Below are 12,292 nucleotides of genomic sequence, written 5' to 3'. Positions count from 1 at the left end.
TTATTTCACTGCGCGTTTGACAGTAGGCACAACGGATATCTGTTCGTTCTTCGCCAATGTACTTTCGCTTTGGTCGATCACGGCCAATTCGTTCATCCGATTCAGCACTACCTCCTGCCGTTGTTTGGCTCGGCCCCAGTTCTTTACCGGTGAGTAGCGCTCTGGTCCTTTCGGTAAAGAAGCCAGCATTGCCGCTTCTCCCAGTGTTACCGCTCGATCCCCTGTTTCTGTTGCTTTTTTTCCGAAGTAAAAGGGAACAGCCTCGCCGATCCCGTATTTTCCGTGCCCGAAATAAATGACGTTGAGGTACATTTCGAGCAGTTCTTTTTTGCTGTATCGCTGTTCCAATTGCAAAGCGATCGCAACTTCCTTCACTTTTCTGGTCATCGTTTTGTCGTTTGTCAGAAACAGGTTCCGCGCCAACTGCATGGTGATTGTACTTCCGCCCTGCACGTAGGCACCTTCCTTGATATCCACCCAGATAGCGCGGCTCAATCCAATCGGGTCCACTCCTGGATGCTGCATAAACCGATGATCCTCTATCGCAACGAACGCCTTCCACACATAATCAGGCATTTCGTCCAACTTTACATAGCTGTTGGATTGCTGAACAGCAGCCAGCTTATTTTCATCTATCCATATATTCCCTGTCCACGCAAGCATGATCGGTGCCAAGATGGCTGCCATCATGATCACGAGAAAACTGATACGCAGTCGTTTTTTCCAACGAACACCGAGCTTCTTCATGCTCTTAGGCATGCTCGCCACTTCATACAAGTCGGTGTTTCTTCCTAATGGGATTGGAAGGTGGTTCATGCTGCATTCCCCCTTGCCTTGCTTCTACTCACATTGTAGGGGATGCGCGCATTTCGTCCCATCGAATCCACTTACAGCAATCTTACAATTTCGTAAGACAAACTATTCACTACATATGCTGATTTTGCTGTACCTCCTGCTGACGCAGCTCGATCCGTCTGATTTTACCGGAGGTCGTTTTCGGCAGTTCCTGAACAAATTCGATTTTGCGCGGGTATTTATAAGGAGCAGTTAATTGTTTGACATGGTTTTGCAATTCCGCGATCAACTCTTCGGATGGCTCATTCCCTTTTTTCAGGATGACAAAAGCTTTTACCACATGCCCACGCTCTGGATCAGGACTGGCAACCGCCGCACACTCCGCTACTGCCGCATGCTTCACCAACGCATCCTCAACCTCAAACGGACCAATCGTATATCCGCCTGAGATGATAATGTCGTCTGAACGTCCTTCGAACCAGATGTAGCCATCTTCGTCCATGCGACCTTGGTCACCCGTCACGTACCAGTCTCCGCGAAATGCTCTGGCAGTGCGCTCGGGATCATCCAGATAGCCTTTGAACAGCGCCACCATATGACGATCAATTGCAATATCGCCCACTTTGCCTACCGGCAGCTCCGCTCCTTCTTCGTCAATAATGGCAATCCTCACAACTGGCGATGGCTTGCCCATTGAACCTGGCCTTGGCTCCATGCCAACAAAGGTACCTACCAGCAACGTGTTCTCTGTCTGTCCGTATCCATCTCGTACGGTCAACTGGAATACTCGGCGGAATGTGTCGATCACCTCCCGATTAAGTGGTTCACCGGCGGAACATGCGGAGCGCAAGGCGGACAGCTTGTATTGTTCCAGGTTCGTTACTTTTGCCATGATTCTGTACTCGGTTGGCGTCGCACACAAGACAGAAACCGGATAATTTTGCAGAATCGTCAAATAATTCTCCGCGGAAAATTTTCCTTTATAGACAAATGCGGTCGCTCCCAGTCCTAACGTAGAGACAAACGGGCTCCAGATCCACTTGGCCCAACCAGGCCCAGCGGTTGCCCAAACCACGTCACCTTCTCGAACGTCCAGCCACTGTGTAGCGGCTACAGCCAGATGCGCAAACGGCCAACCGTGAACGTGCATAACTCCTTTTGGTCCCCCAGTCGTGCCTGATGTATAAGACAGGAATGCCAGCTCATCCGACTTCGTGTTTACTACCTCAAATTCTGTGTCCTGCCCTTGGAGTAGCCCCTCAAGCGAAATCCAACCTTCTTTCACTTCTCCCGTCGTGATGTAGTGTTGCAGCGTAGAACAGTTGCCTCTCGTCAGATCAACCTCACTCATTGCTCCCCCGAAGCTGATCACAGCCTTTACTTTTGCATGATTGATCCGGTACTCAATATCTTTGGAACGCAGCATCTCAGACCCTGGCAAAATCACTGCCCCCAGCTTCAGCAGAGCCAAATAGAGACCATAAGCCAATGTTCCCCTGGAAACCAGAACGAGTACCCGATCCCCATGCTCGATTCCAATGGAACCTAGTCCATTTGCAATTTTATTTGAATATTGGCGCAAATTTTCGTACGTAAGGATATGTTCCTGACCTTGTTCATCTAACTCCCAAACCGCTCGTCTCTCCGGGTGTTTTTTCGCCCATTCGTCCACCTGGGCAGCGAAGTTATAGTTCACTGGCATGTTTAGTTCCATAGGCACATCTCCACCTTTTCTAAGATTGATGAATAATAATTCGACATCACTATATTTCTCACCTTTTTCTTTCGACAAAAAATTGGGACAAAAAAAGGCCTATGACGCTACTTGCTCCGTACTACTATTGGCAAAAATTGACGCGAAACGATCTGTGCGAACAAGCGTCCTATATAATACAGAAGCCCCCATGCAAGTGCATGAGAGCTGAAATGGATTTGATGCTTAAATGACGCGCTTGATTTTAACTGTGCGCTTTTCCCAGTTCGTTCCGTCGTACTTGGAATAAGTCACACCAGGACTGCCGTATGTGTGCAGGATTTTCCCATCCCCTGCATAAATGGCTACGTGTGTAATCCGATCAGAAGAAGTGGTTACGGATGCCTTCATGAAGATCAGATCACCTTTTTGCAGATTGCTCTTGGAAACAGATTTCCCCACAGTTGATTGCTGGCGGGAATCGCGCGGCAATGTAATGCCGGCTTCTTTAAACACGCGCTGTGTAAAGGAAGAGCAGTCGAATGTATTGGTCGTACTGCTGCTTGACCCGTATTTGTATTTGGTACCCATATACTTTTCGCCATTTTTAATGACTTGGTCAGCAAGATTGCTTGCCGGCTTTTCTGGCTTAGTAGGCGTAGTCTCTGAGGAATTGCTATCAATAACACGACGAGCCCCTACAAATTTGTCACTGTACTCCGAATATTTTTTTACAACTACCTCGTCTTCCCCTTTTGAAGAATAAACGAATTGATCACTGCCTATGTATATTCCCATAAAAGTTGGGCTGCCGCTTCCGCTAGAGGCGAAGAACACCAAATCTCCTGGCACCACGCTTTTTTCGGATACTTTAGTCCCGGTCTTGTACAGGCTAGAGATTGTGCTCCCGATGGAAATCCCTACTTGTTTGTACGCATACGTAGCCAGCTCTGCTGATCCGAATTGCTTCGGTCCCTTTGCTTTGTACTCATAATCCTTCCCGATCAAAGAAGTAGCAATGTTCGCAATCTCTGATTGTTTTGAATCTGGTGTCTTAGCGGCCACTTCTCCAATTTGACCACCCATTAACAGGGACGTACTCAGCATGACTGCTACTGTTGACCTCATTACCCAATCTCGTTTCGTCACTTTCTTTTCCTCCTTGTCATGTTGTGGCACCCGTCTTGGGTACATGGACAGAATAGCGCAGGAGGAAACAGGAGGATAAGACCGTAAAATTTTCCAATGATGGAATTGGTAGCATGGGACTAGTCAGAAAACGGTGTGCAAAGTAGGCGGTTGTTACTTCTTAGTTCCATGGAACCATAAAGGTTACAAAACGGTTTCAAAGTTGATTTTCTTCGCGAAAAGTGGCTATTTTCCTGGCCTGAGCCCCAAACAAAAACCATCTTCTGCTTGTTTCTGTCAGAAGATGGTTCGCGATTCGTCTCTATTTCATTTTGGCTGTAAACTGCCCCCACGTCTCTTCTCCCCACTTGAGAGTGAGCACATCTCCATCCGAAACCGGGCCTACCCCTGCTGGTGTACCCGTGTAAATGATATCTCCTTGATCCAGTCCCAGATTTTCGGAAATATAGGCAATAATGGTTTCCAAATCAAAAATCACATCACGCAGATTGCCTCGTTGCACCTGCTCTCCATTTTTCAGCAACGAGAAATCCGTTTGGTGCAGCTCATGGATACCAGGGAAAGGATGAAATGATGTCAAAATGGCTGAATTTTTAAACCCTTTTGCCAACAACCATGGATGCCCTGCTTTCTTCAGCTCGCTCTGAACATCACGCAAAGTAAAGTCGATCCCGAGTGCTATTTTGTCAATCATTTCGTCAAGTGTAACCCCAGCCTCATACGGTCTCGCGATGTGAATCACAAGCTCCGCCTCATAATGAAGCTCTCCACGAGATGCCGGAAGCTCGATGGCCTCACCATTTGCCATCGCAAGCGCATGTGTTGGCTTATCAAAGATCATTGGCTTGGTTGGCACATCGTTCCCTAACTCCGCAGCATGCAATCGATAGTTGCGACCGATACAGTAAATATTTTTGACTGGCTCCATCTCGTCCTCTCCTTTGGTGGCTGTCTCTTTTTTCACTATATCATGGCTGCATGGTGTATTACAGCTTGTCTTGTTCGCCCTCTTCCATGTAGTTTCCATAGCCAGGCCAAAGACGGGCATTTCCTCGTGCTTCTACTTCAATCACGGTATCACAAATAGATTCCAACGCACTCTCCAAATCCATCTCTTGCTCAGAGCTCCAGGAAAATTCGTAATGGAAAATCACTTGCTGCTCTGTCGCTTCGGAGAGGACAAAGGCAAACTGCTGTTGTTGTTCCACGACATGCTTTCTGGCTTCAACCGTCGCTTCTGCCGAGAACAAACCATCCCATTCCGCAACCATATATGTAGAAGTAACATCAATCCACAGGGAGGGAGTATCATTCGTCCGCCGGAAAACAACAGTATCCTCCCGATAAAACCCGTAGCCAGAGGGCAGCGCACCTGAGAGCTTGAACGGGATTCCTACCGGCAAATCATGTGGCTTCAATGCGTGGACAAGTCTCCCAGGCAAGAGATAACAACCATCCTGCTGGCGATCTAACCGTTCTCCCAAGACGAGAACCTCTTGATTGTGTGAATCACCTGTCACCTGAACGAACATCACGGCACCTCCCTCTAAAACAGTATGGTCAGGAATGCATGACTCAAAACCAAATCTCCATCCATTTTTTCCCTGAAGAAATACCGAAAAAAACAGGGTTCATCCATAGGATGCCCCCTTTATTCCTGCTTAGCTACGCACGTATGATCGCAATCACAACATGTTCGTCATCATATGATTTTGCTTTGATTTTCACAGGGAAATCGTACAAGTTGGTAAATTTAAAATCCTTATAGCCATACGCGACTGTGGCATCTTGACCCACTGGCACATATCTCACTGATTTGCTGTGGTTATGCCGTTCCACCATGATCATTCCCGCTTCAGCAACTGCATTGTAAAGCGTGCTGGAAACCTGACAAACCCCGCCTCCATAGTCATCGACGAGCTGGCCGTTCTGAATAACCCCGGCCTGTTGCCAACCATCCACTGGCAAATTCGAATTTCCCACTATTTCATTGAAAGAAAACACCTGTTACGGCTTGATTTTTTCATTATGAATCTTGCTCAATGCTTGCTTGATGTTATGTTTACGAGCATCTGTGCTGTCTTTCATCGATGAGTAATAAAAGCCAAGAACCTCCTCTTCCTTGAGGCCCATCTTCTCCACATACTTTTCCTGTAACTTATCCTGCAACTCGATAGCAGGAGATAACCGGTGGTCTACTTGTAATGCCATTGCATGCTCAGGGGCATAGTTCATACCGAGCGAGAACACAAGGGCTACAATCGCCATAGTGATCGGCCAATGCCGAACTTTCTTCATTTCTACTTCCTCTCCCATATTTGTTGATCGATTTGCTGACGCGGAGTTCCCTATTTATATAGACTGTCAATATTTTTATACCTTGCCTCTTACAATGTAACGTATGGGAAAAGCGACGATCAACCTGCAAATGTTGGGCTTTTTGTCCTACATCAATTCTACTCGTCGTCCTCATCGATAACCCCAAGGGCTTTGTTCTTTTCTTTAAAGCGCTGGTTATGAGAAGAAACGTACGCCATTCGGTCTGCTACCGGGTCAATATGCAATTTGGCACTATTTACAGCCACAGCCGCATCGGTGAATGCTCCCGCAATCAGCGTAATCTTGCTGTCAAAGCTAGCAAAATCTCCCGCCGCAAAAATCCCTGGCAGATTCGTTGCCAGACGAGGACTGACAAACACGTTCCACTCATCCATGTCCAAGCCCCACTCGTTAATTCCAGTGAAATCGGCCTTCAATCCGTGATTGACAATAATGGCGTCTACATCGATTTGCTCTGTCTCGTCTGTCTCCAGATGACGTATCGTCACTTTATCGATCGTTTCTTTGTCTGAGCTTTGCAATTGCGTGACCGCATATGGCGTACGAACGATCGCAGAGGACTCTTTCATGCGCTTTACATTCCGCTCATGTCCTCCAAATACATCTCGGCGATGCACGATAGTGACGGATGCTGCGATTTGTACCAGTTCATTTGCCCAATCGACCGCGGAGTCCCCGCCCCCTGAGATGAGGACATGCTTCCCACGGAATGGCTCCAGTTCCTGCACCGTATAATGAAGATTTGTCACCTCGTAGCGCTCGGCTCCTTCGATCTCCAGCTTTGCCATCTTCAAAATACCTCGACCCAAAGCCAATATGATCGTGCGGGTCCAATGTCGTCTCCCCGATTTTGCAACGAGTATGTAAGTTCCATCTTCTTGTGGCTCTAATCCAATGATCGCCTCACCTAAGACGATGGTAGGATCAAACGTCTTTGCTTGTTGTACCAGATTGGCAATTAGCTTTTCACATAACTGTGGTGGTACACCGCCTACATCCCAGATCATTTTTTCTGGATAGATCAACATTCGTCCACCGAGTTCTTCTTTCGCTTCAATGAGTTTTGTCTTCATATCGCGCATTCCGCTATAAAAGGCAGCGTACATCCCCGCAGGGCCACCGCCGATAATGGTTACATCAAACAGCTCCAACTTTTCTCCCACAACTACCCCTCCACTGTCTTTCTTGTTTGTTTATGAATCATCAAAAACGATAGTGAAAATGAGATTCATTATCATAATGTGATTGTAATGGAAAATGGAGGAGGATTCAACATGCAAGAAAAATAAAAAGGCTCGTCATTAGCTTCATCAGCTAATGTACGAACCTGTTGTTTGCCATATGGTGCGGTCGAGAGGACTTGAACCTCCACGGTGTTGCCACCACTAGAACCTGAATCTAGCGCGTCTGCCAATTCCGCCACGACCGCATAAAAATGGTGCCGGCAATAGGACTTGAACCCACAACCCCCTGATTACAAGTCAGGTGCTCTACCAATTGAGCTATACCGGCACATTAGAAAAACTATTAAATTCGCACATTCTCGTAAAAGAATGGCGGAGCTGACGGGACTCGAACCCGCGACCTCCGGTGTGACAGACCGGCGTGAACTCCAACTTCACCACAGCTCCATGTGGTTTTTGTCTCCATCTCGCGGCGACTTCTGTAATATAGCACGATCCTATCTCGTGATGCAATAGTTTTTAAAAAATAAAATAAAGATTATTTTTTTCATAGATTTACCAAGCAAAATCCGATAGAATTTTAGCTAGATATGCAGATTTTAGTAGATTGGTGGAGACGATGACATGAAAAAGACTTCGAGGCTACTCACCTTCCTCGCCCTCTTCACTCTGCTGCCTACTGCTGCCCATGCTTCCTCATCGGCATATGTGGTATCAGCAGGTGATACGCTGAGCAAAATCGCTCGCGAGCATCAAGTATCAGTGGAACAACTCATTCAATGGAACCAACTGAATGATGATAGATTGTCAATTGGACAAACATTGTCTATTCATGGTGAAAACACTTCTGGCTCCATTGCGACTGACACTCCTTCCGATGTAGCTGTCAATCAGAATGATAACGCTACCACTGAGTCTAAAGAACTAACAGCTGGTGAAAAAGCCCGCGTCACTGGTGACGTGCTGAATGTTCGTAAAAAGCCTTCGACTGACGCAAAAGTATTAGGCAAGCTACGATTCGGTTCTATTGTAGAAGTCGTAGAGACGGGTAGTGAATGGACGAAAATCGAATTCGAAGATCGTGAAGCATACGTTTCTACAGAGTTCCTAAGTCCAAACCTCACTTCTACCGTTTCGCTGCCTGCCGAGGTAAATGCAGAAGATCTGGGTCGTTTGAAGGAAATTTTTGAACCATTGCTTAATACACCATACGTCTTAGGCGGAACTACTCCGAATGGCTTTGATTGTAGTGGCTTTACTTCATACGTTTTTGAGCAGCTTGGGGTTACACTTCCGCGCACTTCTGAAGATCAATTCCGTGGTGGTCAAGAAGTATCATTGGATCAAGCACAGCCTGGTGACCTCTTGTTCTACGATTCGCTTGGCAAAGGACGCGTGTCTCACGTAGCGATCTATCTGGGTAATGGGGCAATCGTGCATGCGAATGGCGAAGATGTTCGTTATGGCAAAGTCGAATACATGCATAAGCTCTACCCGTTTTACGGCGTGAAGCGTTACGCTAATTTCCAGTAAGCTTTCCTACACAAATAAGCAAACAACAGCCCTCTCTGCTTTTACAGCAGGTCGAGGGCTGTTTGTCTTTTTTGTGCTTAATGTATTTCGTTATTATGGGCCTGCTGATTCTGTTGTTGTTGCCCTCCGATTTCGATTTTGCCCAACGCTTGCTTCATTTTGTCGAGTTGGAGTTGATAATCGCGAACGACTACGGTAAGAACACTGACAGATTCCTTGAAATCCGGCTCGCTGCTTACTCTGTCGATGGCTCTATGTAAATGCAGCATCTTGTTCTCCGTTTCCCGTAATAGGTCGAGTAACTGCAATCCGTTTACCACGTAATCACCTCATCTGTTTTTTCTTACTTTCTCCTTCCCCTCTGTTCCCTATGCGCACAAAAACGCTTTGTATCATAAATAAAAAACGTCCGCTCATGACATAGCGGACGTTCTTCCTGTTTAGTTCAGGCGAGCAGATGCGAGCTCAACGAATTTGTCGATATCTTTTGCAACCAAAGAGAGAGAATTCCGCCAGAAATCAACTGAGCGTACGTCAACATCCATGATAGCTGCAACGTCCGCAACGCTCATTTTGCCCGTTACTGACAAGAGCTTGTCGTACTGCTCAACAAAAGCCTCCCCGCGCTTGAGATACTCTGCGTACAGGCCTTTTGCGAACAAGAGCCCAAAAGCATACGGGAAGTTGTAGAAATTGTAATCCGCGCTATAATAGTGCGGTTTGCATACCCACATGTAAGGGTGTAGGGCCGCCGGATCCAAACCATCTCCGTACGCGTCCTTTTGCGCTTGCAGCATCAGTTCGTTCAGCGTGGAAACAGACAAGGCACCTTCTGTTCTGCGCTCAAATACAGCAGTCTCGAACAAGTAACGGCTATAAATATCGACGATCACCTGACTTGCCCCGCTGATATCATTTTCCAAAATCGCAAATGCTTCCTCGGCTGTCGCTTGTTCCAGCGCTGCATTGGCAATGATGGTTTCGCACAAAATGGACGCAGTCTCGGCGATTGGCATTGGGTATTCGCTATTCAAGAATGCTTCGTTTACGAGACATTCTCCGTGATAACCATGTCCCAATTCATGTGCCATTGTGCTCACATCGCTGTAGCTGCCTGTGTAGTTGGACATAATTCTGCTCTCCCCTACGATGTGCAGGTTGTAACAGAATGCCCCTCCACGTTTGCCTTCTCGAATCTCTGCATCAATCCACTGATTGTCATAAGCTCGTGCTGCATAGTTGGCGAGCTTTTCGCTAAAGCTACCAAAGTGCTTCACGATGAAGTCGCGGGATTCCTCATACGAGAACCGCATGTCTGCCTCACCAACTGGCGCAAACAAATCATAAAACGGCAACTGAGCGCTCTCATGACCGAGCAACTTCGCCTTTGTACGGAAGTATTGATGGAAGGATGGAAGGCTCTCACGCATCGCCTGAAGCATCGCTTCGAGCGTCTCGCGGTCCATGCGGGAGTCTTGCAACGTCTTATCCAGCGGCGATTCATAGCCTCTGAGCTTCGCTACGGTAATAACCTCACCCTTAATTCCATTCAAGCTGGCAGCTGCAGCCTCATCGATTTTTTTGTAAGCGGCAAGTTCCGCCTCATATGCCGTTTTACGAAGCTGCGGATCTTTTTCGTTCGCCATGTTTCGTACTACTGGCAATGGAAGCTGTTTGTGCTCCCCATCGACTGTAATGTCTACCAGTAACGTGGAAGTCAGCATTTCATGGAGCTTTGTCCATGCATTTGACCCTGTATTTTTCATTTTTGCCAGAACGATTTCTTCTTTTTCGCTCAGCATATATTTGCTCTTGTCTGACATTTCTGTCAACATAAAGCGATGTGTCTCTAACAGCTCCGATTGGCTGATCAACTCGTCCAGGTTGCTCAACGATCCTAACCATTTTTGGAATTGTACGCCTGGTTCAACCAATTCAACAGCCTGATTCTGTACTTTTTCAATTGCGAGCAGTGCTGCTTCATTCTTGGCATCCACGCTAGCAGTCAACTCTCCGTAGGCGTACAAACGAAATTGCGTTTGCAGGACAGAGGTCATCATGGTGATGTATTTCTCCATTTTCGCTACTGCATCTTCTGAAGATTGCAAGTTTTGCGCTGCCCAGCTTTTGATCTCTTCTGTTTCACGTACTAACTTCTCCCAATCTTGTTTCCATTCTGGTGCATCAAACGAGGAATACAAGACATCCAATTTCCAACGCATATTCATGGGCACGCGCCTCCTTTTCGCTTATGTAACAAGCCTATTGTAAAAAAAATTAGATGGATTCTGCAAGTTTTTACTATGAAAACTTCTTTTTCGAGAATAAAAAGACTCTGCCGCTAGCATAAGCAGAGTTCTTTTATAGGGCGATCAAGCTCGAACTGGCTGCGTCAAAAACGTCAACGCTGACAAGGCAAAAAGTTGGGTGGATTCCACCAATTGGTCAATGGCTACGTACTCATCTGCATGGTGAGGGATGTGACGATCGCCTGCGCCTGTCGTCAAAATCGGAATGCCGGCCTTGTGCAGGAAGGTACCATCTGTCGCACCTGGGACGCCATTATAAACGGGTTCTTTTTTGGTAATTTCCCGATACGCGCTAGCGACAGCAGTCACGACTTCTTCCTTCATGCCAGTCAACGTCCATGGGCGCTCTTCGATGACTTCCAAGGTGGCTTTGAACTTGTCATCTTCTTTGCTTAATCCTTCTAATATCTCACTGATTTCTTTATACAGCGCCTGGTGGTCCTGCCCGGGTACCGTGCGAATATCAAGCGTGGTCATGCATTGATCGGGTACGACGTTGATCTGGGCGTCTCCTTTGACCGGTGCCTGCAAAATCGTCGGAGTGATACTCGGCCACCCCAACATCGGGTGCTCTCCCAGACGAGCCATTTCCTTGCGCTCCAGCTCTTCTAATGCGACTATGGCGCGTGCCATCCTTGTGTTTGGATTGATTCCTGTCAGTGGCATGGCACCATGCGCCATTTTGCCAAACGTACGAAGAATCGCTCGCATGGCTCCTTTTTGCGTGATGCAGAGCTGATTTTCTTCCGGTTCGCAGATGATCGCAGCATCAACGTTGTTGGCCCAGCCGCGGCGGATGAAATCTTTGATCCCGATCATCATGCTCTCCTCATCGCAAGGGATGCACAGGAGGATTTTTCCTGTAAAAGACTGTTTGGATCGTTGGATTGCTTTGACGGCACATATCGCAGCTGCCAGATTTCCTTTTGTGTCACAGGAGCCACGCCCGTAGATACGCCCACCAGATATTGTCCCGCCAAAAGGGTCATAGCTCCAAGCATCCCGGTCCCCTTCTGTTACGACATCTGTATGGGCTTCGAACAAAAGCGTTTTGCCAGGTCTACCCGAATCGTAAAAAGCGATGACATTCGGCCTGCCCGGAACAACCTCCTCATAGAAGACCTGCAAACCCATATTGCGAAGATAATCGGCGACAAATAGCGCGACCCGCTCTTCATTCGCTCCTGCCTGATCAGGGCGAAATACACTCGGAATTCTTACCAGCTCCTGCGTAAGGCGTACAACTTCCTGCTCGTCAACAAAGGATATTACCTGATTCATCCGCCAAC

12 protein-coding genes and 3 tRNA genes are annotated in these 12,292 nt (G+C 47.3%); 1 reads left to right on the top strand and 14 read right to left on the bottom strand.

What is annotated here, in order from left to right:
• The 11 genes from KB186_RS05600 to KB186_RS05550 all read right to left on the bottom strand — a co-directional run bounded on the left by KB186_RS05600 (position 1) and on the right by KB186_RS05550 (position 7,608).
• On the bottom strand, positions 1-816 hold the full coding sequence (locus KB186_RS05600; RefSeq protein WP_173609410.1) for a transglycosylase domain-containing protein: 816 nt from the start codon (positions 814-816) through the stop codon (positions 1-3).
• 109 nt (positions 817-925) lie between these two features.
• Entirely contained in the window at positions 926-2,509 is a 1,584-nt protein-coding gene (locus KB186_RS05595; RefSeq protein ID WP_173609411.1) for an acetate--CoA ligase, read from the bottom strand.
• 225 nt (positions 2,510-2,734) lie between these two features.
• Complete coding sequence (locus tag KB186_RS05590; RefSeq protein ID WP_173609412.1) at positions 2,735-3,637, bottom strand: C40 family peptidase; 903 nt, start codon at positions 3,635-3,637, stop codon at positions 2,735-2,737.
• A 301-nt stretch (positions 3,638-3,938) separates the two neighbouring features.
• Entirely contained in the window at positions 3,939-4,565 is a 627-nt protein-coding gene (locus KB186_RS05585) for a fumarylacetoacetate hydrolase family protein (protein ID WP_173609413.1), read from the bottom strand.
• Between the two features lie 58 nt (positions 4,566-4,623).
• A complete protein-coding gene (locus KB186_RS05580) occupies positions 4,624-5,169 on the bottom strand; it encodes a hypothetical protein (protein WP_173609414.1) in 546 nt (181 codons plus the stop codon).
• Positions 5,170-5,302: 133 nt separating this feature from the next.
• Positions 5,303-5,641, bottom strand: coding sequence for a VanW family protein (locus tag KB186_RS05575; protein WP_370646649.1), 339 nt, complete (start codon positions 5,639-5,641; stop codon positions 5,303-5,305).
• A gap of 3 nt (positions 5,642-5,644) precedes the next feature.
• Positions 5,645-5,935 carry a hypothetical protein gene (locus tag KB186_RS05570; protein ID WP_232773209.1) on the bottom strand — a complete coding sequence of 97 codons (291 nt, stop codon included), beginning with the start codon at positions 5,933-5,935 and terminating at the stop codon, positions 5,645-5,647.
• Between the two features lie 158 nt (positions 5,936-6,093).
• Complete coding sequence (locus KB186_RS05565; protein WP_173609416.1) at positions 6,094-7,140, bottom strand: NAD(P)/FAD-dependent oxidoreductase; 1,047 nt, start codon at positions 7,138-7,140, stop codon at positions 6,094-6,096.
• Positions 7,141-7,319: 179 nt separating this feature from the next.
• Positions 7,320-7,406: transfer RNA gene (locus KB186_RS05560), tRNA-Leu, on the bottom strand.
• A gap of 7 nt (positions 7,407-7,413) precedes the next feature.
• A tRNA-Thr gene (locus KB186_RS05555) sits at positions 7,414-7,489 on the bottom strand.
• Positions 7,490-7,531: 42 nt separating this feature from the next.
• Positions 7,532-7,608: transfer RNA gene (locus KB186_RS05550), tRNA-Asp, on the bottom strand.
• A gap of 177 nt (positions 7,609-7,785) precedes the next feature.
• On the opposite strand from KB186_RS05550, the gene KB186_RS05545 reads away from it, so the two are divergent.
• Positions 7,786-8,694: a C40 family peptidase gene (locus tag KB186_RS05545; RefSeq protein WP_173609417.1), complete on the top strand. Its 909-nt coding sequence runs from the start codon at positions 7,786-7,788 to the stop codon at positions 8,692-8,694.
• Positions 8,695-8,771: 77 nt separating this feature from the next.
• Here KB186_RS05545 and KB186_RS05540 read toward each other — a convergent pair whose 3' ends face one another.
• The 3 genes from KB186_RS05540 to KB186_RS05530 form a co-directional block, all read right to left on the bottom strand.
• Entirely contained in the window at positions 8,772-9,014 is a 243-nt protein-coding gene (locus tag KB186_RS05540) for a hypothetical protein (RefSeq protein ID WP_173609418.1), read from the bottom strand.
• A 120-nt stretch (positions 9,015-9,134) separates the two neighbouring features.
• Positions 9,135-10,922 (bottom strand): M3 family oligoendopeptidase, encoded by a 1,788-nt coding sequence (locus tag KB186_RS05535; protein ID WP_221867065.1) that lies wholly within the window; start codon positions 10,920-10,922, stop codon positions 9,135-9,137.
• Positions 10,923-11,066: 144 nt separating this feature from the next.
• Complete coding sequence (locus tag KB186_RS05530) at positions 11,067-12,284, bottom strand: M20 family metallopeptidase (protein ID WP_173609420.1); 1,218 nt, start codon at positions 12,282-12,284, stop codon at positions 11,067-11,069.
• Positions 12,285-12,292 lie beyond the last annotated feature (8 nt).

Origin of the sequence: Brevibacillus sp. AF8, assembly GCF_021270385.1 — a bacterium.
Classification (GTDB): Bacteria; Bacillota; Bacilli; order Brevibacillales; family Brevibacillaceae; genus Brevibacillus.
The sequence above is the reverse complement of the archived record's forward strand: the minus strand, read 5'-3'. Positions and strand labels throughout refer to the sequence as shown.

Excerpts from the sequence above, each read along its gene's own strand:
- KB186_RS05600 (WP_173609410.1), bottom strand. The coding sequence starts at position 816 with ATGAACCACCTTCCAATCCCATTAGGAAGAAACACCGACTTGTATGAA.
- KB186_RS05595 (WP_173609411.1), bottom strand. The coding sequence starts at position 2,509 with ATGGAACTAAACATGCCAGTGAACTATAACTTCGCTGCCCAGGTGGAC.
- KB186_RS05585 (WP_173609413.1), bottom strand. The coding sequence starts at position 4,565 with ATGGAGCCAGTCAAAAATATTTACTGTATCGGTCGCAACTATCGATTG.
- KB186_RS05580 (WP_173609414.1), bottom strand. The coding sequence starts at position 5,169 with ATGTTCGTTCAGGTGACAGGTGATTCACACAATCAAGAGGTTCTCGTC.
- KB186_RS05570 (WP_232773209.1), bottom strand. The coding sequence starts at position 5,935 with ATGAAGAAAGTTCGGCATTGGCCGATCACTATGGCGATTGTAGCCCTT.
- KB186_RS05545 (WP_173609417.1), top strand. The coding sequence starts at position 7,786 with ATGAAAAAGACTTCGAGGCTACTCACCTTCCTCGCCCTCTTCACTCTG.
- KB186_RS05535 (WP_221867065.1), bottom strand. The coding sequence starts at position 10,922 with ATGAATATGCGTTGGAAATTGGATGTCTTGTATTCCTCGTTTGATGCA.
- KB186_RS05530 (WP_173609420.1), bottom strand. The coding sequence starts at position 12,284 with ATGAATCAGGTAATATCCTTTGTTGACGAGCAGGAAGTTGTACGCCTT.